At 68.1% G+C, this 21,781-nt stretch carries 17 protein-coding genes, 1 tRNA gene, 1 other RNA gene and 1 pseudogene; 9 read left to right on the top strand and 11 right to left on the bottom strand.

The features are described 5' to 3' along the window. Together KUF83_RS25790 and ffs are read right to left on the bottom strand one after the other, a co-directional pair. Positions 1–1,643, bottom strand: a 1,643-nt coding sequence (locus tag KUF83_RS25790) for a DNA polymerase III subunit gamma and tau (RefSeq protein WP_217457303.1), incomplete at its 3' end; no start/stop codon positions are given. Positions 1,644–1,750: 107 nt separating this feature from the next. Continuing rightward, positions 1,751–1,849, bottom strand: an RNA gene (gene ffs, locus KUF83_RS25785) — signal recognition particle sRNA small type. A gap of 71 nt (positions 1,850–1,920) precedes the next feature. On the opposite strand from ffs, the gene KUF83_RS25780 reads away from it, so the two are divergent. Next, positions 1,921–2,008 (top strand) — tRNA-Ser (locus KUF83_RS25780). A gap of 79 nt (positions 2,009–2,087) precedes the next feature. Here KUF83_RS25780 and KUF83_RS25775 read toward each other — a convergent pair. The 3 genes and pseudogenes from KUF83_RS25775 to KUF83_RS25765 all read right to left on the bottom strand — a co-directional run. Then, positions 2,088–2,333, bottom strand: a pseudogene (locus KUF83_RS25775) (hypothetical protein); the annotation flags it as partial. A 1-nt stretch (position 2,334) separates the two neighbouring features. After that, positions 2,335–2,799: an ATP-binding protein gene (locus KUF83_RS25770; RefSeq protein WP_254644340.1), complete on the bottom strand. Its 465-nt coding sequence runs from the start codon at positions 2,797–2,799 to the stop codon at positions 2,335–2,337. 278 nt (positions 2,800–3,077) lie between these two features. Then, positions 3,078–3,818 carry a GntR family transcriptional regulator gene (locus KUF83_RS25765; protein ID WP_217457302.1) on the bottom strand — a complete coding sequence of 247 codons (741 nt, stop codon included), beginning with the start codon at positions 3,816–3,818 and terminating at the stop codon, positions 3,078–3,080. A gap of 80 nt (positions 3,819–3,898) precedes the next feature. Between KUF83_RS25765 and KUF83_RS25760 the strand changes: the two genes are divergently transcribed. Together KUF83_RS25760 and KUF83_RS25755 are read left to right on the top strand one after the other, a co-directional pair. Then, positions 3,899–4,981 (top strand): DUF1152 domain-containing protein, encoded by a 1,083-nt coding sequence (locus KUF83_RS25760; RefSeq protein WP_217457301.1) that lies wholly within the window; start codon positions 3,899–3,901, stop codon positions 4,979–4,981. Between the two features lie 888 nt (positions 4,982–5,869). Further along, positions 5,870–6,544: a DUF4145 domain-containing protein gene (locus KUF83_RS25755; RefSeq protein ID WP_217457300.1), complete on the top strand. Its 675-nt coding sequence runs from the start codon at positions 5,870–5,872 to the stop codon at positions 6,542–6,544. A gap of 61 nt (positions 6,545–6,605) precedes the next feature. Here the strand turns inward: KUF83_RS25755 and KUF83_RS25750 are convergent, their stop codons facing one another. Further along, positions 6,606–7,199 carry a hypothetical protein gene (locus tag KUF83_RS25750; protein ID WP_217457299.1) on the bottom strand — a complete coding sequence of 198 codons (594 nt, stop codon included), beginning with the start codon at positions 7,197–7,199 and terminating at the stop codon, positions 6,606–6,608. Then, positions 7,199–7,537, bottom strand: coding sequence for a hypothetical protein (locus KUF83_RS25745; RefSeq protein ID WP_161364435.1), 339 nt, complete (start codon positions 7,535–7,537; stop codon positions 7,199–7,201). Before KUF83_RS25745 ends, KUF83_RS25750 begins: the two co-directional genes overlap by 1 nt. Positions 7,538–7,858: 321 nt before the next feature. On the opposite strand from KUF83_RS25745, the gene KUF83_RS25740 reads away from it, so the two are divergent. Next, positions 7,859–8,185, top strand: coding sequence for a hypothetical protein (locus KUF83_RS25740; RefSeq protein WP_254644339.1), 327 nt, complete (start codon positions 7,859–7,861; stop codon positions 8,183–8,185). After that, positions 8,182–9,336, top strand: coding sequence for a caspase domain-containing protein (locus tag KUF83_RS25735; protein WP_217457297.1), 1,155 nt, complete (start codon positions 8,182–8,184; stop codon positions 9,334–9,336). The genes KUF83_RS25740 and KUF83_RS25735 overlap by 4 nt, the downstream gene beginning before the upstream one ends. Here KUF83_RS25735 and KUF83_RS25730 read toward each other — a convergent pair. After that, the gene (locus tag KUF83_RS25730; protein ID WP_217457296.1) at positions 9,330–9,557 is read right to left on the bottom strand and encodes a hypothetical protein; all 228 of its coding nucleotides are present in this window, start codon (positions 9,555–9,557) and stop codon (positions 9,330–9,332) included. The two genes, KUF83_RS25735 and KUF83_RS25730, sit on opposite strands and share 7 nt — an antisense overlap. Positions 9,558–9,958: 401 nt before the next feature. On the opposite strand from KUF83_RS25730, the gene KUF83_RS25725 reads away from it, so the two are divergent. After that, entirely contained in the window at positions 9,959–10,807 is an 849-nt protein-coding gene (locus KUF83_RS25725) for a hypothetical protein (protein ID WP_217457295.1), read from the top strand. 412 nt (positions 10,808–11,219) lie between these two features. Here KUF83_RS25725 and KUF83_RS25720 read toward each other — a convergent pair whose 3' ends face one another. Next, positions 11,220–12,155: a GntR family transcriptional regulator gene (locus KUF83_RS25720; protein WP_217457294.1), complete on the bottom strand. Its 936-nt coding sequence runs from the start codon at positions 12,153–12,155 to the stop codon at positions 11,220–11,222. A gap of 849 nt (positions 12,156–13,004) precedes the next feature. Then, the gene (locus tag KUF83_RS25715; RefSeq protein WP_217457293.1) at positions 13,005–15,236 is read right to left on the bottom strand and encodes a tetratricopeptide repeat protein; all 2,232 of its coding nucleotides are present in this window, start codon (positions 15,234–15,236) and stop codon (positions 13,005–13,007) included. A 218-nt stretch (positions 15,237–15,454) separates the two neighbouring features. Here KUF83_RS25715 and KUF83_RS25710 point away from each other — a divergent pair, with 218 nt between their 5' ends. The 3 genes from KUF83_RS25710 (at position 15,455) to KUF83_RS25700 (ending at position 21,270) form a co-directional block, all read left to right on the top strand. Then, on the top strand, positions 15,455–20,023 hold the full coding sequence (locus tag KUF83_RS25710) for an RHS repeat-associated core domain-containing protein (protein WP_217457292.1): 4,569 nt from the start codon (positions 15,455–15,457) through the stop codon (positions 20,021–20,023). A gap of 7 nt (positions 20,024–20,030) precedes the next feature. Continuing rightward, complete coding sequence (locus KUF83_RS25705) at positions 20,031–20,573, top strand: barstar family protein (protein ID WP_217457291.1); 543 nt, start codon at positions 20,031–20,033, stop codon at positions 20,571–20,573. Positions 20,574–20,649: 76 nt separating this feature from the next. After that, positions 20,650–21,270 carry a DsbA family protein gene (locus KUF83_RS25700; RefSeq protein WP_217457290.1) on the top strand — a complete coding sequence of 207 codons (621 nt, stop codon included), beginning with the start codon at positions 20,650–20,652 and terminating at the stop codon, positions 21,268–21,270. Positions 21,271–21,323: 53 nt separating this feature from the next. Here the strand turns inward: KUF83_RS25700 and KUF83_RS25695 are convergent, their stop codons facing one another. Continuing rightward, on the bottom strand, positions 21,324–21,728 hold the full coding sequence (locus KUF83_RS25695) for a PaaI family thioesterase (protein WP_217457320.1): 405 nt from the start codon (positions 21,726–21,728) through the stop codon (positions 21,324–21,326). Between the last annotated feature and the right edge of the window lie 53 nt (positions 21,729–21,781).

Genomic DNA, 21,781 nt, shown 5'->3' with positions numbered 1-21,781 from the left:
CCGCTGCCCGCGGCGGTCGCGGTGGGCCAGGCGCCGGCCGCGCTGTCGGCCGCCGGAGCCTGGACGGGCGGCTGCTCCGCGACAGGAGCGGGCGTGGGAGCAGGGGTGGCGGGAGCAGGAGGAGAGGTGTGCGCGGGCACAGCCGGACCCTGGGCCGAACCATGGCCCGCGTCGCCACCGGAACCACCGGGACCACCAGGACCACTGGGCGCGCCCGGCCCGGCGGGAGCTCCCGCCCCGCCTCCCCGTACCGCGGCGCGGGCGGCTGCGGCCCCACCACCCGGCGGAACGGACTGGACGGACGGACCGGACTGCACGGACGGACCGGGCGGACCTGACGGCACCGGCCCGCCAACGGGGCCGGCGGCGGCGCCGGGACCACCGCCCTGCATGCCCGCCCCGCCCCTCGCACCCATCCCCGCATGCGCGTCGGGCCCGGGAACGTACCCGACGGGAGGCCCGCCGGCCGCCGCCCCCGTGAAGTTCACCCCGCGCTCGATCCGGTCGAGCCGCGCCATGACGGACCGCTCGTCCCCGTACGCCGCGGGCAGCAGCACGCGCGCGCAGATCAGTTCCAGCTGGAGACGGGGCGAGGTGGCGCCCCTCATCTCCGTCAGCCCCGCGTTGACCAGGTCGGCGGCCCGGCTCAGCTCGGCGGCGCCGAAGACCCCGGCCTGGGCCGTCATCCGCTCCACCACGTCGGCGGGAGCGTCGATGAGCCCCTTCTCCCCGGCGTCGGGCACGGCCGCAAGGATCACGAGGTCCCGCAACCGCTCCAGCAGGTCGGCGACGAACCGCCGCGGGTCGTTGCCGCCCTCGATGACCTGGTCGACGACCTCGAAGGCCGCGGCGCCGTCGCCGGCGGCGAAGGCCTCGACCACGGAGTCCAGCAGCGACCCGTCCGTGTAGCCGAGGAGCGAGGTGGCCATGGCATACGTCACACCGTCGTCGCGGGCTCCCGCGAGGAGCTGGTCCATGACGGACATGGAGTCACGCACGGACCCGGCGCCGGCCCGCACGACGAGCGGGAGCACCCCGTCCTCGATGGGCGCGCCCTCGCGGCCGCAGACCTCACCGAGGTACTCGCGCAGGGTCCCGGGAGGCACCAGCCGGAAGGGATAGTGATGCGTCCGCGACCGGATCGTCCCGATGACCTTCTCGGGCTCGGTGGTGGCGAAGATGAACTTGAGGTGCTCCGGCGGCTCCTCGACGACCTTCAGCAGGGCGTTGAAGCCCGCCGAGGTGACCATGTGGGCCTCGTCGATGATGTAGATCTTGTACCGGCTGCTCGCGGGCCCGAAGAACGCCTTCTCCCGCAGGTCACGGGCATCGTCCACACCACCGTGGGACGCGGCGTCGATCTCGATGACGTCGATGGACCCCGGCCCGTTCCTCGCCAGGTCACGGCAGGACTGGCACTCCCCGCACGGTGTGGGCGTGGGTCCCTGCTCGCAGTTCAGACACCGGGCGAGGATGCGCGCACTGGTCGTCTTCCCGCAGCCGCGCGGCCCGCTGAACAGGTACGCGTGATTGACCCGGTTGTTCCGCAGCGCCTGCTGCAACGGGTCGGTGACATGCTCCTGCCCGATGACCTCGGCGAACGACTCCGGGCGATAACGGCGGTACAGCGCGAGAGACGACACACGTACGAGGTTATAGGCGCCCACTGACAACGGGGACCGCCCGTCGGACCACCCCCGCTCCACCCCGCCGAAGCCCGGGCCACCCCGGCGGCTCCGCCCGCCCGGCAAACGCAAGCGCCCCCCACGCACCCGCCAGAGCCAACCTACCCTTGCTGCCTTCCGGCCCTGGGGGAGTTCAGTCAGATAGCGCCACGTGAGGGGCTCCGCACACAGTACCCGATCGGACCGGGGGGAACGAGTTCGCGAGCACTCCTCAACGTCTTGTATTGTTTGCCGCGGAGGATTCGCCTAGTGGCCTAGGGCGCACGCTTGGAAAGCGTGTTGGGGGCAACCCCTCACGAGTTCGAATCTCGTATCCTCCGCCAGTGCCTCACCGGGCACTAACGTTGAAGGGCCCCACCGTTCGCGGTGGGGCCCTTCGCGTCGTCCGTCTCAGTTTCCGTCTCAGTTGGACTGTCTGTCGGCTTCGGGAGCCCCGGAAACGCTGGGCAGCACCCAGAGCGCGTCTCCGACTTGTTGGGCGACCTTGCGGAGCATGGTCCCGCTCACGTGCATGTACCGGGCGCGCATCCGGGCCGCTCCCCCGGGCTCCCACCCCATGATCGAGTCGATCACGACGTCCGGGACGCCGAGGATCAGGAGCACGGTCGCGGCGGTGTGGCGAGCGTCATGGAGACGGCCGTCCCGTATCTCACAGTAGGAGGGGGCCGAATCCCTCGTTCGTCGGCCAGGCGCCGGCCACCACTGCGGACACGACGGTCCCGCCGAAACGGCTGGGTCCGGAGTGCCATGACTCGGCGATGGCGTCGACCAGGAGCAGCCCCCGCCCGTGTGCCTCATCGGCCTCCGGGCGGCGCAGTCGCACGTTCGCCGGGAACCCCGGATTGTGGACCTCGATCCGCAGCGACGTCTCCACGCGGTACCACTCAACGCGCACCAGCCAGGGTTCATCCGCCCGCCCGTAGAGAATCGCGTTGGTGACCAGCTCCGAGACCATCAGCGTGCAGTCGTCGATCGAGCAGGCCGGGTTGTACGCGGCGATGAACTTCCGGAACCAGCTCCGGACCCTGGGTACGGACTCCGGTCCCGGGTGCAGGATCATCGCCCCGAGTCGTGCGGTTCCGAAACCGTCGCGGTCCTCGGTGGTGTCATCCATCCGCGCTCACTCCTTGCCGCTGCCATCACAGTCGAGACAGCGCCGCTTCGATGTGGCACGAACGCGGTCGTTGGCCGTGGAGAGCACCAGAGCGGTACGGGAGCCGACGCGTTTCCAACCGCGCCCCCGGCATCCCCGGCAAGCTAACCGCGCGCCCTTGTCCGGCCGCTGACTCGTCACGCCGTGCCCCCTTCCAGTCCAAGTGGCCTTAGCCACTTCGTGGATAGTGGCATTAGCCACTTGGAGTGTGCAAGTGGTTCGGCGCAACTGTCAGGCTGTCAGGTGAGGGGGTAGCCCTGTTCGAAGGCCCAGCGATGCGGGGGATAGGTGGCTTCGGCGAACTCCAACGGCCGGTCCTGAAGGTCGAAGACGACGTGGTGAACGATCAGAACGGCTGAACCGGCCTCCAGTTGAAGGTCCGACGCCTCCTCATCGGTAGCGCTCCGAGCGCACATACGGTCCTCGGCATAGCTGCCCTGACGGCCCGTCATGTTCTCGACGTACATGAGCGTCCCCTCCTGGATCCGCTCAGGTTCCAGGAGCCTCGGCGCACGCTGGCCGACGTCAGGAGCGAACCACGAGGTGGACAAGGTGATCGGCCCGTCATGGTTGTTGGTCACCCGTCGGCGGTGCACGGCCCGACGGTCCTTGACCAGCCCCAGGGCTTCGGCAACGTGATCCGGCGCATCCAACCAACCGGCCGACGTGATCACCGCGTACTCACCGGTCGTGTAGATCTTCCCGGCCTGCCGGGCCCGGCCGTACAACTCGCGCGCCCGCCGATTGACCTCCAGGCTGCGCACGTACGTGCCCGATCCCTGGCGCTTCTCGACGAGCCCTTGATGGCTCAGCGCTTCCAACGACCGTGCAGCCGTGGGCCGGGACACCTTCCAGTCCGCCGCCAACTGACGCTCCGAGGGCACCTCGTCCCCCGGCCTAAGGTCTCCCCGAAGGATCTGATCGCGGATGAAGTGCGCGATCTGGAGATACTTCGGCTGAGCCTCCTCGATCTGAGGCATTCGCCCTCCTCGTCCAAGTGGCTACGGCCTCTAGCCACTATAGGGTGAGTGGTCAACCCTCGCCCCCGTACGCTGGCCGCATGAAGCGGTTGATCGTCGCAGCAGGAGGAGGAGGCGACGCAGTCGCCGCCGCCATGCTTCACACCGCCCTCTACGGCGCCGAGGACCAGGCGGTGATCCTCACGTACGCGTGGGACCGCCTCCTCATCGACCCGGTACCGGGCCCGCGAGGACCGGACAACTTCACCGGCCTCGAACAGCTCACCCCCGCAGTCTGGACAGTGCCGGCGGACGCCCGCCCGATCGCTCCAGCAGGCTCCACACTCCCCCGTCTCGCGGCAGAGCTCCCACACACCTTCGCCCTGATCGACCCGCACCACGGCGCCGAGGGAATCACGCGCCAACTCGAAGAGCTGATCGCTTACTTGTCGCCGGAGTCGATCGATCTGCTCGACGTAGGCGGCGACATCCTCGCCCGAGGCGACGAACCGACCCTAAAGAGCCCGCTCGCCGACGCCCTCACGCTCGCCGCGTGCTGCCAGGTGAACGCGCCCGTCCGGCTGCTGGTCGCAGGCCCCGGCCTGGACGGGGAACTACCGCTCGACGACTTGCGCGGCGTGCTCGGTCCTCTCGTCCACACCTTCACGGCGAAGGATGCCGAGCCGGTCAGCGCGGTCCTGGAGTGGCACCCGTCCGAGGCCACCGGCATGCTTGCAGCCACCGCCCGAGGCGTACGCGGAACCTGTGAAGTCCGGGACGCGGGACTACCCGTCGCACTCACGGATGAGGGTCCGACAGTCCACGGGGTCGACCTGGACGACGCCGTCAGCCGCAATCAGCTGGCCCGCGCCATCATGGCGACCGAAACCCTGGACGAGGCCGAGGCCCACAGCCGCGAAATCTGCGGCTACTCGGAAATCGACTACGAACGCAACAAGGCCGCATGGCTCAACGACCAGCCGCCCACGGACCTGGTCCCGCAGACGGTCTTGGCGCGACTCGACCGGTTCGAGGACGAAGCCCGCAGCCGCGGAGTCACGCACACAACATTCCGCCACCTCACCGAGGCCCTCAACCTCAACGGCTCCCAGCGCGAGGAGCTGCGCCAACTGCTCATCAACAACCGCCACCAGCAGTACACAGCGCCCCTGTGGCGTCTGTGATAGTCAGCGAGCGGAGTGCGTACCGCTCCGACTACGGCTCTTCATCCAAGAGGCCATTGCTGCTGCCGACGACGAGCCGCGGGCTTGAGACTCTCGTGCCACGCAACCATGAGCACTGCGCTATCAGCACGACTGACACCCTGCGGCAAGGTGAAGTGCAACTCCGCACCCGGAGGCACCTCGTTCCAACGCGCAACAGGATGAGTGACCCTGTAACGCCCATGCTGTGAGACCCAACCCGCGGTCACTCCAACCTTGTGCGCGCTGGCATAGCCAAGGTTGTTCAACACATACGCCCCATCGTTGCCATCGGCACGAACCGTGAGGCGTATTGCCGGGTTCTCGATACGCGCCCGCCGCGCGTGAACAACCTCTGTTGCCGCAACACCGACCAGGACCCCTACGACAGCCGTGATCAGCTCTCCCCACCCCATGGGAGCACGCTACTCAGCCAGAGCTCGCAAGCCGCCGTCTGAGTTACAACTTTCTTCACGGGTTCAAGGCGGCTCGCTCCGCTCCCCGCGCGCGGCCCGCCCCCTGGCCGGGCCTGCGCTCCTGTCTCCGCCCCGCTCCAGCCCGGCCAGCGCCCGTGCCGCGCTCAAAGCATGCAGCCGCCTGCTGCCAGAGAAGGGGTACGTCGGGGCTGGGGCGGTCGACTCCACGGCTTTACGGAGCCACTTTGGCGCGAGCCTCGAAGATCATGGCCCCAACGTCGTGCTTTACCGGGCAGGTCCACAGACTGCCCGACGCGCCGGAAGCTTACGGGGCCATGATCACTCGCGCCAAAGCAGCTCCAGCCCAAAGTCGCTCCGCCGCCCGCGGTTGCAACATCCGGCAGCTCCGCCATTCGGGAAACAACGGGCGGGAAGCTCCGCTAGCCTCGCAAAAATGACCGCCACGAGTGGGTGGGGAGCCAGTTCCTCACCACCAATACTGATCGAGTGTCCACACTGCGACACGCACACGCTGAGCACACAGCGTGGGGCTTACGAACTGGCGCCCGAGGGTGATGAAGCGTTCGAGCCTCTGATCTACACGCTGGTGTCGTGTGACAAGTGCCGAGTCCCTCAGCTCCTCATGCAAATGTCGGTACTGGAGGCTGACGGCTGGGGCTGGGCAGATCCTTCCCGCGAGTGGCCCAGCAGCGCCTCAGGACCACTCAGCCCAAGCATCCCTCAGGCGATAGCCCGCGAGATGCGCGAGGCTCGGGCCTGTTTCAGCGCCAAGTTGTACACCGCCACTGCCGTGATGGTGCGACGCACCCTTGAGGGCATGTGCGTCGACCAAGGCACCGGCAAGAAGCCTCTTTTCGCTGCGCTGGGCGAACTGCGTGACGCGAACAAGATCGAAGGCCGCCTCTTCGACTGGGCACAGGCGCTTCGGGTGCTGGGCAACCAGGGCGCCCATTTCAGCAAGGAAGCAGTAGGCAGGGAAGACGCTCAAGACGCTCTGGAACTTGCAGAAGCCCTACTCGACTACATCTACGTCTTCACAGCCAAGTACGAGGAGTTTCAGCAGCGTCGCACCAAAGCCTCGGAGGCTAAGCCTTCGGGCTCGGCATGAAAAGCGCGGGCCGTCTCCGGGCCGTCCGAGAGCGCTCAACTCACGAACTTCTGACTACCATTCAGCGCACGAACACGAAAACGGCGATCACCGCGATGCCGACCGCGTACATGCATCGGGTCTTCCAGTCCTGAAGCTCCTGCTCCAGCTTCTTCAGCTTCGCGGTGTACTGCCGTTTACCCTGCTCCTCCTGCCAGTGATATCTCTCCGCGAGGGCCACCACGTCCAGCTTGACGAGGGAATTCTTCGCTTCCGCGAGCCCTCGGTTCGCATCGGCGATGAGGGACAGCGTTTCCCTCTCGGCCTCCACCAACTTCTTCATGTCCTCCAGGACCCGGCCAAGGTCCGAGACCACGGGATCGCTCTCCAGGTAGTTCACGGCCCGCGAGAAGTCGTCCAGCCGCCTCGAATCCACCAGATGCGCGGTGCTGGCGAAACCTTCGAGGACATCCATGCTCAGGCCGTTGGCCGCCTGGCTGAACATCTCGGCCATCGACCAGTTCATCTTGCTCGACAGCGCGTTGGAGAAGTCCTTGAGGACCTTCGCGTCGAGGCGGTTGAGGGCTGAGGCAACCTCGGGGAACTCCTTCGCCACTTCGTTGATCACGACGTGGGTGTCCCGGCCAGAGTGGAAGGAGAGGTGCTTGTCGCCCATCAGAGATTGATGGTGCCGCTGAAGTCTCTGCCCACGTTGTAGTTCGTCTGAGCGTGCACCTCGCCGAACGTCACGGTGGAGGTCGAGTTGTCCACCGTCAGGTTGTGCTGGATGAGCCTGACCCTCCAGTAGGCCGCGATGTCCTCCAGCGGGAGAGCTTCCTCCCTGAGCAGGACCGCGTGGTCGGCGGCCTCCTCCGCGTACCGGTCCTGGACTTCCCGGGGCGCACCGGAGACGAGCGCCCTGACACGTTCGCGTACTCGGTCGAGGAGCCCTGTGGCTGCGCCTGCGGCGACAGCTTCGGTGACTGCGACGGCGGCTTCAGTGGCGTTGACCATGACAGGAAAATATCGAAGCGGGAAGTCCGTTGCACGGAAATGCGATTCTTGACAGGTATGGAACTGGAGCGGCTGCTGGACGAGCTGGAGACGCCGGCGGACCCCGGCGGCAGCAAAAACGGGAGGTCCGCCCGCGCCTTTGTGGCTGGAGTGATCAGGGATCTTGTGTCGGCGGGTGATCGGCCTGTTGCCGGTGGTCGGCTGAGGTGGTTTGGATTTTTCAGTGTCTGCGGGGGATAGGTCTGCATCGTCGTCGCGTTGGGCGGCGCGGATGCGGGGAGGACGAGGGTGCGGTTAGAGGTGCGGGTCGAGTCGGCTGGAATGGAACTGCGTTCGCTGCAGGGCTGGTTGCGTGCGGATCCTGTGGTGCGTCGGTCGACCGTGGTGGAGGTGGGGGGCAGTGTGCCGAGGCCTGGGGAGATGGGCACGGGGCTTGACGTGCTGGGGCTGGTGACGGGGAACGGGTGGAGTGCGGCATCCTTCGTTCTGGCGCTGGCGGCGTGGCGGCAGAGCCGACCGCAGCGACCGCGGGTGGAAATCCGCCGAGGGGACACGGTCATCGTCCTCACAGACTGCTCGCAGGAGGAGATAGAGCGGGCGACGCGGGCGCTTGCCGCCGCCGACGGCGATGAGGGCGGCAACCGGTGAGCGTGCTGCCCGACCCGGGGGCGACACGGGCGGTGCTCGTGGGCACGAGCCGCTACCAGCATCTTGAGCAGCTGCCTGCGGTCTCGAACAATCTGCAGGCCCTCGCCAGCCTCTTGTGCGGCCCGCTGTCGTTGCAGCTGCCGGAGCGGCATGTGAGCGTCGTGGAGAATCCGGATGCCGCGCACACCGTGGTGGGCGCCGTGAGGCAGGCGGCCGCCGAGGCCACCGACACCCTGATCGTCTACTTCGCCGGGCACGGCCTTGTCGACGCGCAAGATGAGCTCAGTCTGGCCATACCACACACCGAGTTCGGCCGCGTCGAGACCGGCCTGCCCTATGACTGGCTGCGCCAGGTCCTTCTGCTGGACTCTCGGGCCGAGCGTCATGTCGTGATTCTGGACTGCTGCTACAGCGGCCGGGCCCTGGGGAGGATGAGCGCCGAGCCCGCCCTCGCCGACCAGGCGGCCGTGGAGGGCAGCTTTCTCCTGGCGGCCGCCGCCGAGACCCGCACCGCTCTGGCGCCGGTGGGAGAGACCTACACAGCCTTCACCGGCGCGCTGCTCGACACGCTGCGCCGTGGCATACCCGGCGCTCCCGCACTGCTCGACCTGGGGGTTCTCTATCGGCACTTGCGTCTGACGCTGGAAGCGAGGGGGCATCCCGTTCCACAAGCCCGGGACCGCAACAGCGGTGCCGAGGTGGCACTCGGACGCAATCACACGGATCTCCCCACCACGTCCGCCCCTGCTACGCCCGGCGTGGACGCCGGTGAGCGTGCGTGGCCGGATCCGCATGCGGTCCGCACCGTCACGGGGTTCTTCACCGCCCTCGCGGACGTACGCGTGATCAGCGGTCTGACCCACCAGGCAGTCAGCCAGCGTTCGGCCGAACGCATATCGGCAGGCACCGTCAGCCGTCTACTCAACCGCGGCACTCTTCCTACCACCTGGGGCACAACGGCCGCCTACCTCTCGGCCTGTGGTGTCTCCGACGATCAGGTCACTCAGTGGCAGGCCGTCTGGCAGCAGCTGCGAGCGCAGGAGGCGTCAGCAGACGCGACGACCCCGGAAGTTCCCCGCAGGGCCGGCACTGAGAAGGGACAGACTTGGCAGCGGCCCTTCTCGGTCTTTCGCCGGAAACGGGATCACTGACCAGGTACGGCAGAAGCCGAGGCGCTGGGGGTCTGAGGGTGGGGCGGCTTGTCGGAGTCGTCGGCCCCGTCTGCGAACAGGGTGTTCCATCCGGCGATGGCCAGAAGTACGCCCGCCAGGACGATACCCGTGGACGGCTTCTTCCACCGGCTGGACGCCGACGACGGCTTCACATGGTGTCCTGCCCGGTAGTACCCCTTGCGGCTCTTCGCTTTTGCCACAGCTACACGTCCCCGTTCAGTGCGACTGCATTGTCGGGCAGAGTCTCGCAGCGATCGGGTCGTGCCCGTACCTGAACGGCTAAGCACGGCTGATTCTGCACTGCTGGAGGAGTGATCTGCTGGCGACGCCCCAAGAAGGCACGCTCGTGATCTCGTTACGAGTTCCAATGAAGGAGTAGAAGCCCTGGCTAGAGACCTCGTCATCCGCTGATCGGGCTCGGATCCACCCATAAAGCGGTGCTCGGCTAGCCGTGGCCTATCTGTTGACTGCTCCCCTCAGATCTGCCACGCGTAGGGCCGTGACCTGCCACGTTGCCCGGGGTCCAAGCGGCCTCCGGAGCCGTTGCAGGGTCCGGCAAATGTTGTGGCACCACCGGCCACAGGGCGAGCACCATAGGCGCATGACAGAAGAGGGCGATCTGGGCGCACTCCCGGATGACGTAGTACACATGGGGCGCTTCCTCGAAGCCTCGTCCGACTGGCCTGAGAGCGCCTGGTTCGGACGCGCCATGGCTCTTCTCCACTTCGGCACGTTCCGCGTTGATCGCTTTCCGTTCGAGGAGACTTTCGAGAATGAGCTCGCTGCCGAAGCGGCCCTGGCTCGAAGCTTCACCCAGCTGCGGGCAGCTTGGGTAGTCACATGCCACGGCTTCCTAGCTGAGACGCGCAACTTGCTACGTTCGGTGTACGAGTCTGCCGGCCTAGCCAGAGTGTTGGCCAAGGACCCCAAAATGGCCGATCAATGGCTTCGTGACGGCAAGTGGTTCCCTGACGTGCGTGTACGACAGTGGCTCAGCGACGTCCGAGGGGACTCCGCGCATGAGGTCGACAAGTACAAGAACTTCTACGCGGAGGCTTCAGCTTGGGCCCACCCGACGGCTGAGTCTTGCATGGGGCAGTTCACAGTAGAGGGAGATCATTTCTTCCTAAACTCAGCGATCACATTCGACGAAGAGGCGTGTCAGCAAGCCATCGGTCTGCTCGCATCCACAGCGCTCTTCGCGTGCTTCGCCTTCCGTAACACGGTTGTCAACGAGCGGGCCATTGACCCCGCCTGGCGAAGGGATCTGTATGACCTCGCCCGCGAGATGTCGGACGAGGCGATGCCCCACCTCGACCGGGACTGGGACGCTGAGCAGGCCCACTACGACGTTGTCATGGCGAACCTGCGTGATCGGCGCTACCTCAAGGGGCAGTTGCGCACCCACCCCAGGGCGTACGACAACCTCAAGACTCAAGAGTCAGAATAGCTAAGGGGCGTGTTCTCTCTTGGCTGACGTCCGCTGTGCAGGCACCGTGAGCAGAGGAAGCCCCTGCCAGACCCGTGCCAGATCGTACGGGGAACCACGGGGAACACCGGGGAACCGGCTGATCTCGCACCAGGCGCCCATACCGCTCAGCCGTAGGTCCGCCTCAGAGCAGGCCCCAGGTGCCCTCAGCTTCCCAAGCTGAGAGTGTGGAGCGGTCGAAACGGTCACCTCAGGACACCGAACACGGTCCACCTGCCCGGAGCGAGGTCTCAGTCAGTTCTTGCGACATCTGGCACCAGCGCCTGAGGGCAAGACCCGCCACCACGATGCTCCAGCCCGAGAGGCTGAGAGAGTGGTCTACCGCCCCGGCTTCGACTGGAGCGACTCCGCGAGGCGAGTTCCTGCGAGGGCTCTACATGAACGTCATCTCGGTAGAGACGGTCTCCCATATTGAGTTAAACCAGAGATACGACTGCTCAACGAAAACCGTGTCTTCGTCCCGCTCTTCCGTACCGAAGAGCCGAACCGGACCCAGAGCTCCTGGATCGTAGATGTTCATCGTCCGCCCAATGATCTGTGCCTCACGCTGCATAACGGTGTAATAGGAGAACATGGCTTCTTTGCCGTTGATGAGGTAGAGCTTCGCCATCGGAGTGAATGGCAACGCTCTATAGGTTACTTCCACGTCAATACCGTGGGTTTCCTGAAGTGACCGCAGCATGCTTGACATGGACTGAGCATATGCATTTCGCTGTCGGAGCCAAGCCTGATGAACTTGGTCAGTCTCCTCGCCATTTGGCTCTACAGAACTGGGGTAGGCCAGAGCAATGTCTCTGCTGGGCAGCAGCACACGAACGCTGATCTTCGTCGGTCTGACGCTCCCAGAATGAACAGCACGGAGCGGATGCCCCATCGCCGCTGCGAGCGACTGACCGCTAAGACACATTGCGTCAACCTCAACGTGCTGCTCTGCGAAGCCTGCTGTGAGACGGTCCCCCAGCGCAACGATGGAAGCACCGAAAGGCAGGGCCCGAGCAGTCTCCGTGACAACTGGCGTAGCCGAGCCGTCCATGAGCCGTCGCCAATCGGCTTGAATCGGTGGACCTAACTCTGCCCATCTACTCAACAAACTGACTACTTTGAGTAGTTGCTCCGCCTCGCGTGGTACATGGTTGCCCCTGCGCCAGTCACTGAGCGTCGCCGCAGGAACGCCCGACTCCCGGCTCACCCGGTCGAGGGTCAACCGCCGCCCCTGCTTGGCCAACTGAGCCTGCGCGGCTTCCCACAGCCTTGCCAACTCGACGAACACCGGAGGCAGGGCCCCCCGATTAGCAGCCTTGTCCGGCACGCGACCCTCCACCGACCCATGTGGCGTGTCTCCGAGTCGGAATTCCGACTCGGAGCGGAGTCTACGGCGGCCCCCGGCCTTTCCGAGGTGCTACGAGATCCCTGCCGTTGCTGCGCCAAATACACGTCAATGGGAGGTACATGAGGCGGCGTTGAGGCCGCGACGAGCCCAAGGAGGCTGCTGTGACGCGGAAGAATCCAACTGGTCGACGACTCGCACACGCCGCGCTGTTCGCGTCCGTCCGCGGAGCTGGGGCTGCCGTAGGTTCGGCCACCGTGGCTGTGATCATCTGGTGGGTGCAGAGCCGATGACATGTAAGACGCTCATCCGCAGGACGCGGAGGCATATCAGGCACGACGACGTAGCGCGTCTACGCCCGTGCAGCCTTCACAGCCTGCAAGGTTCTGACCGCACTGCTCGTCGACAGAACTCCCCACACCGTCTCAGTTTCCGTCTCATTCAGCCCCGTTCATGACCGTTCAGGGCGGGCCGAGCGCGGGCCATGCCTTTAGAGGGTGGCCGCCCATGAACCCAGGTGAACGCCCCCGCACGCTCCCCAATACCCCACCCCCACAGTTGGAAAGCGTGTTGGGGGCAACCCCTCACGAGTTCGAATCTCGTATCCTCCGCCAGTGCCTCACCGGGCACTAACGTCGAAGGGCCCCACCGTTCGCGGTGGGGCCCTTCGACGGTTCTCAGCCCTCGTTGTCCTGGTGCTTGTCCACAGGGCTGCGGCCCGGGGCCCCAGATGGCATCGGCGATCTTCCGAGCCACGAGCCACGTCCTCTCGGTGGATCCGCGAGCCTGGTGGCCTGGCGAGTCCGGAGTCGGTTCGGATGCCGGGCCTGGTCAGGCCCCTCCGGCGGGAATCTCGGCGTTCCTGTGTTCTCGGTCGCCGTGTTCATCGAGCCGCGACTGCGTCCGGTCGGCCTCGGCTGCGCGGTGTTGCGTCCGGTACAACTCGAGCGCCTGTTGCCAGTTGTGGCGGGCCTGGTCGTGGTGGCCGAGGACCGCCTGGGTCTCGCCGAGATGATCCAGGATGATGGCTTCGTCGTAGGCGTCGCCGAGGTTCCGGTACAGGGCGAGGGACTGTTGGTAGTAGTCCTCGGCTTTCCGGTGGTCGCCGGTGTGGTGAGCCAGATAGCCAAGGGAGTCCAGCGCGTACGCCTCCCCTTGGGGATAGTGGTGGCGGCGGCTCAGGGCCAGGGCAGCCTGACAGTCGGTCCGAGCCTGCTCGTGGTGACCGAGCCGGGCCGAGAACCAGCCCACCGAGTTGAGCATGTCGGCTTCCCACACCGGCTGATCGAGCCCCCGGCACAGGCGCAGGGCACTGGTGGCGTGCTCCAGCGCCCGCTGGTCATCCTCCTGCACCTCCCACAGCCACGTGAAGGCGTGATGGGTGTGGATCTGGCCGGTGACGTCATGGGCGTCCTGGGCCAGGTCCAGGGCCTGGCCCAGGTGGTCGAACGCGTCGGCGTGCCGGTCCACGAGTGCGTAGGCGGCACCGAGGAACTGGTGGGCCCACAAGAGGGCGGTCGTGTCTTCCAGGCGGTGGGCGGAGAGCAGCCCGGCCCGCAGGACGGCGAGATCGTCCTGCAGGTGGCCCCGCCGCCCGTGGTAGGCGGTCAGCGTCCAGGCCAGTTGCCAGACCATCCTGTGCCAGCCCCGAGTGACGGCCAGCCGGTGGGTGGCCAGCAGGCAGGGATGTTCGGTGTCGAGCCACGCCAGTGCCGCTGCCCTGTCGGGCATCCAGTGGGGCAGGCCACCGGGAACAACGGGAACAAGTGGGGGGTCGATCTCCATCAGCGGTCGGTGCGGTTCCAGCAGCCGGTCGGCGGCGAAGGCCGTGTGCAGGTAGAAGTCCGCCAGCCGTCGCAACGCGGTGTCACGGTCGTCACGGGACTGGTCGTCGTCGGCCTGCTCAGTGGCGTAGAGGCGTATCAGGTCGTGCATGCGGTAGCGCCCGGGAACGTGTTGCTGGATCAGGGACGCGTCCTCCAGTACCTGCAACACCGCGTGGGCCCGGGGGCGGGAGAGGGCGGCGAGGGCCGCGGCGGCGAGCAGGCTGATGTCCGGCCCCGGCGCCAGGCCCAGGAGTCCGAAGATGTCGGCCTGTTCCCGGTCGAGAGCGCGGTAGGACCAGGAGAGGACCGCCCGCAGACTCGCGGTGAGTTCGCCGCCGTCCAGGGCGTCCAGCCTCTCTGATTCCTCCCGCAGCTCCTCGGCCGGCACCGCCAGCGGGAAGGTGGCGTGCCGGGCGGCACGGGCAGCCACGACGCTGATCGCGATGGGCAGGCCCGCACACCAGCCCAGCAGTTCGGCCACCGCGTGGGGCTCGGTGGCGACCCGTGCGGCGCCGACATGGCGGGTGAAGAGCTCCCGGGCCTCCGCCTCGGTGAGGACGCCGAGGTCCAGCGGGCGCGCGCCGTGCCGGGTGACCAGGCCGGTGAGCCGGCGCCGGCTGGTGACCAGCACCGTGCAGGTGGGACTGCCGGGGAGCAACGGTTCCACCTGTTCGCTGCCCCGGACGTTGTCCAGCACCACCAGCATGCGCTTGCCCGCCACGAGGCTGCGGTACAGCGCCGCCTGTGCGTCCAGGCCGGGTGGGATCGCCGCCGGCTCCACCCCCAGGGCGTCGAGGAACCCCCGTACCGCCACCTCGGGGCTCATGGCTTCGCCCGAGGGAGCAAAACCACGGAGGTCCACATGCAGTTGCCCGTCGGGAAACCTGTCGATGTTCCGATGGGCCCAGTGCAGGGCCAGCGCGGTCTTCCCCACCCCGCCGGGCCCACCGATCACGGCGATCGCCACCGTGGCCCCTGCGTCGTCCTGCTCTGCCACATCGTGTGTGAGGGCGGCCAGATGCTGCGTCCGGCCGGTGAACAGCCTGGGCGGCAGGACGAGTTGCCGCGGCACCACGCGCTCGCGTCGGGGGTGGACGTACAGATCTCCGGTGTGCACATCACCGTGGATGACTCCGGCCTGGACCACATGACCGGCAACCCGGCCGCTCAGCTCGTTGCGGACCACCGACTCGACGGTCCGCGCGGCGTGACCGCCCGGCATGTGTTCCGCAGTCATCGCACCCCTCCCCATGCGGTGCACTCACCGTAACGGACCGGCTACGCAACGGCTGGCGTTGTCGCGGACTTCGGCGTTCGCGGGCGCGGAGTCCGACGCGCCGCCACTGTCGCCGCGACCGCACCTCCACCCGGTCGAGCTTTCGTCGAACGGCCGTGCCCTGTAAGTTCGCGTGTGCATACGGTTGTTCATGCGCTGTCTGTGACGGGGGTTGCGCGGTGGCGGGATATCGGCCGACGGACTGGCATGTCCTGGACCTGGAGAAGGACCCGACACCGGGGGATCCCGTCCGGGTCAAGTCCCTTGCCAAGAGCCTGCACGACTTCGCCGACGATGTGCAGGACGCACTGCGTCTGGTGAAGGGGATGGCGGAGGAGGATGCCGTCCTGAAGTGGGTCGGCAAGACCGCCGATGTCTTTCAGGACGAGTTCTCCGGGGTCCCGAAGAACCTCAAGAAGCTGAAGAAGTCGTACGACCTGGCCGGGGACGCCCTCGCCGCGTACTGGCCCGAACTCGAGCGTGCCCAGGCCCTCGCGGACAAGGCCCTCGTCCAGGGCCGTGAGGCGCAGGCCGATCTCTCCTCCGCCAAGACCCGCCTGTCGTCGGCCGATTCGTGGGTGACCCGCGCGAACAAGGAAGCCGACAAGTACAAGGAGGACAAGGACGCGGGCAAGGACGTCCCGAAGCCCGACGAGTCCAAGGTCCGTGCCGCGACGAGGGACGCACAGAGCGCCGAGTCCGCGCAGACGTCCGCCCGGTCCGACGTCACCTCCGCACAGAGCGCGCTGGACGCGGCCAAGAAGATGGCCTCGGACGCCCGCAAGATGCGCGAGGACGCCGCGGGTGAGGCCAAGCGCAAGCTCGACGAGGCCTCCGACGCGGGCATCCAGAACCGTAAGTGGTACGAGGAGGTCGGCGACTGGGTCACCGACAACTGGGACACCATCGTCGCCGTCTGCAAGGTCGTCGTCGCCGTCCTCGGCGTCATCGCGCTCATCATCGGCGGGCCGATCCTCGGCGCCATCGTGCTCATCGCGGCGCTCGTCGTGCTGGCGGACACCCTCAACAAATACGCCAAGGGGCAGGCGTCCCTGTGGGACGTCGGCTTCGCCGCACTCGACTGCATCCCCGGCATGAAGGGCCTGACCAGCCTCGGCGGACTCGCCAAGGGCCTCAAGGGCGGTATGGCCGCGATGCAGGGGATCAAGGGCGGCCTGAAGGGCATGGGGCTGGCGGCCCGCGGCCTCGGCAAGGGCGCCCGCGGCATGGTCGCCGACGGCGCCAAGGGCGCGTACAACCGGGCCAAGAACCTCGTCCGTTCCAAGGGCAGCGACCCCGTCGACATGGCCACCGGCGCCATGTACCTCCCGCAGACCGACGTGGAGCTGCCGGGCCTGCTGCCCCTGGCGTTCACGCGCCGGGTCGCCTCCGACTACCGCTGCGGTTGGTGGTTCGGCCCCACGTGGGCCTCCACCATCGACCAACGGCTGGAGATCGACGCGGCCGGCATCGTCCTCGTCACCGAGGACGGACTGCTCCTCACCTACGCGCATCCGCCGAGCACACAGGTCCCCGTCCTGCCCGGGGCCGGGCCCCGCAGGCCGCTGACCCGGCTGGACGACGGCGGCTACCGCGTCGACGAACCGCTGACCGGCCGCGCCCTCCACTTCACCCGCCCCACCGCCGACGGCATCGCGCTCCTGGCCCGCGTCACCGACCGCAACCAGCACACGATCACGTTCGACCACGACGAGTACGGCACCCCCCTCGCGATCCGTCACTCCGGCGGCTATCACCTCAAGCTCACCACCGACGAGGGCCGCGTGACCGCCCTGAGCCTGGCCGGGGCCGGCGAGGACGGCTCGGACGTCGTCATCAAGCGCTACGGGCACACCGGCGGCAGCCTCAGCACGGTCGCCGGCTCCTCCGGCCCGCCGCTCACGTTCACCTACGACGAGCGGCTGCGCGTCACCTCGTGGGAGGACACGAACCACAGCCGCTACCACTACGCCTACGACGACCAGGACCGCTGTGTCGCCGAGGGCGGCGAGGCCGGGCACTTCACGATCACCCTCGCCTACGACGGGACCGATCCCGCCTGGCCCGGCCACCGCGTCACCACCCTCACCACCGCCGAGGGCGCCGTCCGCCGTTTCGTCATCGACGACCGGTGCCTGGCCGTCGCCGAGGTGGACCCGCTGGGCGGCACGGTCACCACCGCCTACGACGACCGTCAGCACGTCACCGCGACGACGGATCAGCTCGGGCACGGCACGGCCTTCGTGAACAACGAGGCGGGGCAGCCCGTCGAGATGACCCGGCCCGACGGCTCGGTCGTCCGCATCGCGTACGACGAGCGGCAGGTTCCCCAGGTCATCACCCTGCCGGACGGCTCCTCCTGGCAGTACACGAACGACGAGCGGGGAAACGTCACCGCCGTCACCGACCCCGCCGGCGCGACCACGTCGTTCGTCCGCGCGGCGGACGGCAGCCTCGTCGAGGCCCGGGACGCGGCCGGCCGTACCTCCACCTACACGAACAACGCCGCCGGTCTCCCGCTGGCGGTGACCGACGGCCTCGGCAACACCACCCGGTACGCGTACAACCCCTTCGGCCTGACCACCGCGGTGACGGACCCGCTCGGCCACGAGACCCGCCTGGAATGGACCGTCGCGGGCCTGCTCGCCGCGCGCACCGACCCGGACGGGTCGCGCGAGAGCTGGGAGTACGACAGCGAGGGCAACTGTGTCCGTCACGTCGACGCCGTCGGCCGGGTGAGCACGTTCGAGTACACGCACTTCGACCGGCTCGGCGCCCGCACCGGTCCGGGAGGCGAGCGCTACGCCTTCACCCACGACGCCGAGCTCCGCCTCTCCCGCGTGACCGACCCGCAGGGACTCGCCTGGGACTACACCTACGACGCGGCCGGGCAGCTCCTCTCCGAATCCGACTTCGACGGCCGCACCACCCGTTACACGTACGACGCGGCGGGCAGGCTCGCCACCCGGACCAACGCTCTGGGCCAGACCGTCCGCTACCGGCGGGACCCGCTGGGGCAGATCACCGCCAAGGACGCGGACGGCGCGACCACCCTCTACACGTACTCGGTGAACGGTGCGCTGACCGGGGCCGTCGCTCCGGACAGCAGCCTGCACGTGGAACTCGACGCGGCGGGCCGTCGCATCAGGGAGACCGTCGACGGCCGGACCATGAGTTTCGCCTACGACGCCTCGGGCAACCGGACGCTGCGCACCACCCCCACGGGCGCCCGCAGCGACTGGACGTACGACGCGGCGGGACGCACCGCCCAGCTGACGACGGCGGGTCACACCATCGGCTTCGCGCACGACGCGGCGGACCGCGAGGTCGTCCGCCGGATCGACGACGCCCTCACCCTCACCAGCGGCTACGACAGCCTCGACCGGCTGGTCACGCAGGAGAGCACGGCTCCCGGCGGCCACCGGATCGCGGAGCGCTCGTACGCCTATCGCCCCGACGGCTACCTCGTAGGGACGCAGGACTCCCGTACGGGTGGCCGGCGCTTCGATCTCGACGCCCAGAACCGCGTGACGGCGGTGCACGCGGCGGGCTGGAGCGAGCGCTACGCCTATGACGCGGCGGGCAACCAGACGGAGGCCTCGTGGCCCGCGAAGCATCCCGGCCACGAGGCCGTCGGGTCACGCGAGTACGCGGGAACGCGGCTGACGCGGGCCGGCGGCGTCCACTACGAGCACGACGCCCAGGGGCGTGTGGTCGTACGCCGTAAGACCCGGCTGTCCCGCAAGCCCGACATCTGGCGGTACGAGTGGGACGCCGAGGACCGCCTCACGGCCGTCACCACACCGGACGGCAGCCGCTGGCGGTACACGTACGACCCGCTGGCGAGACGGACCGCGAAGCTCCGGCTCGGCGCCGACGGGAAGACCGTCCTCGAACGCACCGTCTTCACCTGGGACGGCAACACGCTCTGCGAACAGACCACCGACCGGGGTGACACGGGCGGCCACACCACGCTCACCTGGGACCACGACGGGCTGTCCCCCCTGAGCCAGGCCGAGCGCATCTGGGCGGCCGAGGCGCCCCAGGAGACGATCGACGAGCGTTTCTTCGCCATCGTGACCGATCTCGTCGGCGCCCCGACCGAACTGCTCTCCCCGGACGGAGAGGTCGCCTGGCACGCTCGGTCGACCCTCTGGGGAACCACCGCCTGGAACCGCGACGCGAGCGCGCACACCCCGCTGCGCTTCCCCGGCCAGTACCACGACCCGGAGACCGGTCTCCACTACAACCACCACCGTCACTACGACCCCGAGACCGCTCGCTACACCAGTCCCGACCCCCTCGGCCTGCTCCCGGCGCCGAACCCCGTCGCGTACGTCCACAACCCCCACACCTGGTCCGACCCGCTGGGTCTCGCGCCGTTGTGCCACCAGCACGGCGGCGATTCCGGCAGCCCGGAGGGACTTGGGCTGCTTCCCGGCCCCGCTCCACAGCACGCCGCGGACATGCTGAACAAGGTCAACGCCCGGCCCGGCGGAATCGGAAAGGTCGACGGCTACCATGGAAACGCGAACTGGGGTAACAACAAGACCGCCCTGCCGGGGGGCAAGTACAAGGAATGGGACGTCAATGCCAAGGTCGACCTCCCGCAGTGCAGCGCGCCGGGCTGCGGAAAGGAGATCAGGGGCCCCGAACGCCTCCTGACTCCCAAGGACGGGCCCGGCCCCGCGTATTACACACCGGACCACTACGGAACCTTCTACTACGTCGGCGAATTCACAGGGTGATCCAGGAATGAACGCTTTCGACATCACGGGGACCTCCGCCCCCTGGGTCGTCTTCGTCCCCCAGGGGGCGAGTGAGGTCCAGGAGCAGTTGGCGCGGCTGGAGGCGAAGGGCGGGCGCGTCCACCGCTTCGACGCCCGTGACCTGACGACCGAGCAGGGGATTCACCGTGCGTTCGCGGAAGTCCTGCAATTCCCCGGTTACTACGGAAGGAACTGGGACGCTCTGGTGGACTGCCTGGATGATTTGTGCGGTGCGGTCACGGGCGGCGTGGGGATCGCCGGAGTCATTCACGACGCGGATCTGCTTCTGGAAGCGGAACACTTCCCCCTCTTCGTGTCGGTTCTCTGCCAGGGAGCGGACCGCGCGAATTCTGCGGTGGATCTCGATGGATTCCCCCTGGACCGGCCCGCCGTCGCCGAACACTTCGTCCTGGAATTCCGTGACTTCGACCGCGAGAGGATCGCACTCCGGGTCGGGCAGCCCGACCTGGTGGTCACGACGGGGGACGGTTTCGTCGCGGCCGCCCTCGACCCCGACGAATGGCATTGAGCCTTCCCTACGGCGTTGTCGACTGTTCCCGATCGTCACACCGCCGGCCTCGAACGACCTGCGAGGAGCCGACCGCATGACCGAACAGCGGACCGTGGACTTCTGGTTCGACCCCGTGTGTCCGTACACCTGGATCACCTCGCGGTGGATGGTGGAGGTCACCAGGGTGCGGCCGGTGACCGTCCGCTGGCGGGTGATGAGCCTGTCGGTGCTCAACGAACACCGGGACGACAACCCCGAGGGCGAGTGGGGCGACTACATGTGGGCGCCGGTGCGGGTGTGCGCCGCGGTGGAGGAGCGGTTCGGCGGGCGGGCGCTCGGTGACCTCTTCACCGCGATGGGCACCCGCTTCCACCTCCAGGGTGACTGGGGGAACCTCGCGGGGGCCCTGGCGGATGCCGGACTGCCCGAGGAGATGGCGAACGCCGCCGAGTCCTCCGCGTACGACGAGGCGATCCGGTCCTCGCACGCGCAGGCCCTCGCCCTGGCCGGCGACGACATCGGCACCCCGGTGGTGTCGGTCACCGGGCCCGGTGGGGAGCGGGTCGGCTTCTTCGGTCCGGTCGTCTCCCCCGCCCCCGCCGGGGAGAAGGCCGGGCAGTTGTGGGACGGCCTTCTGCTGGTGGCCGCCGTCCCGGGCTTCTACGAGATCAAGCGCACCCGGGTCGAAGAGCCGCGGTTCGACCTGGCCGACTGACACGGCAGGGCAGGGGAGGGCAGGGCAGGGCCGGGGACGGGTGGCCCTGGGCTCTATCGCGCGGCGGGTACCGCGATGGAGCCCTGGGCCACCGCGCACAGGGTCCGCGTTCCCTCGGCGTCCGTGGTGGACAGGTCGCAGCGGCAGACGACCCGGGTGCGGCCGGCCCGGACCACGCGGGCGTGGGCCCGCAGCAGCGTGCCGTCGGCCGGGCGCAGGTAGTCGATGGTGAACCCCGAGGTCAGCAGCCGTGGGCCGGCGACGGTGCCCGCGGCGAAGGTCAGCGCGTTGTCGGCCGCGTAACCGAGGACGCCGCCGTGCACGAACCCGTTCTGCTGGCGCAGGTCGTCGCGGATGTCCAGTTCCAACACCGCCTCGCCCTCACCGAACGCCACCAGCCGGGCGCCGAGCAGGCTGCTGAAGGGCTGGGCCGCCAGCGCCTCCCGGGCGGCGGCCAGGCCCGGGGAGCCCTTCGCATCGAGATCTTTCGCCTCAAAGGCCCTGGCACCGG

Origin of the sequence: Streptomyces sp. BV286 (assembly GCF_019090165.1) — a bacterium.
GTDB lineage: Bacteria > Actinomycetota > Actinomycetes > Streptomycetales > Streptomycetaceae > Streptomyces.
Note: the sequence above shows the minus strand (reverse complement) of the source record. Positions and strands in the feature narration are given on the sequence as shown.

Excerpts from the sequence above, each read along its gene's own strand:
- KUF83_RS25770 (WP_254644340.1), bottom strand. The coding sequence starts at position 2,799 with ATGGATGACACCACCGAGGACCGCGACGGTTTCGGAACCGCACGACTC.
- KUF83_RS25765 (WP_217457302.1), bottom strand. The coding sequence starts at position 3,818 with ATGCCTCAGATCGAGGAGGCTCAGCCGAAGTATCTCCAGATCGCGCAC.
- KUF83_RS25760 (WP_217457301.1), top strand. The coding sequence starts at position 3,899 with ATGAAGCGGTTGATCGTCGCAGCAGGAGGAGGAGGCGACGCAGTCGCC.
- KUF83_RS25755 (WP_217457300.1), top strand. The coding sequence starts at position 5,870 with ATGACCGCCACGAGTGGGTGGGGAGCCAGTTCCTCACCACCAATACTG.
- KUF83_RS25750 (WP_217457299.1), bottom strand. The coding sequence starts at position 7,199 with ATGGGCGACAAGCACCTCTCCTTCCACTCTGGCCGGGACACCCACGTC.
- KUF83_RS25745 (WP_161364435.1), bottom strand. The coding sequence starts at position 7,537 with ATGGTCAACGCCACTGAAGCCGCCGTCGCAGTCACCGAAGCTGTCGCC.
- KUF83_RS25740 (WP_254644339.1), top strand. The coding sequence starts at position 7,859 with ATGGAACTGCGTTCGCTGCAGGGCTGGTTGCGTGCGGATCCTGTGGTG.
- KUF83_RS25725 (WP_217457295.1), top strand. The coding sequence starts at position 9,959 with ATGACAGAAGAGGGCGATCTGGGCGCACTCCCGGATGACGTAGTACAC.
- KUF83_RS25715 (WP_217457293.1), bottom strand. The coding sequence starts at position 15,236 with ATGACTGCGGAACACATGCCGGGCGGTCACGCCGCGCGGACCGTCGAG.
- KUF83_RS25705 (WP_217457291.1), top strand. The coding sequence starts at position 20,031 with ATGAACGCTTTCGACATCACGGGGACCTCCGCCCCCTGGGTCGTCTTC.
- KUF83_RS25700 (WP_217457290.1), top strand. The coding sequence starts at position 20,650 with ATGACCGAACAGCGGACCGTGGACTTCTGGTTCGACCCCGTGTGTCCG.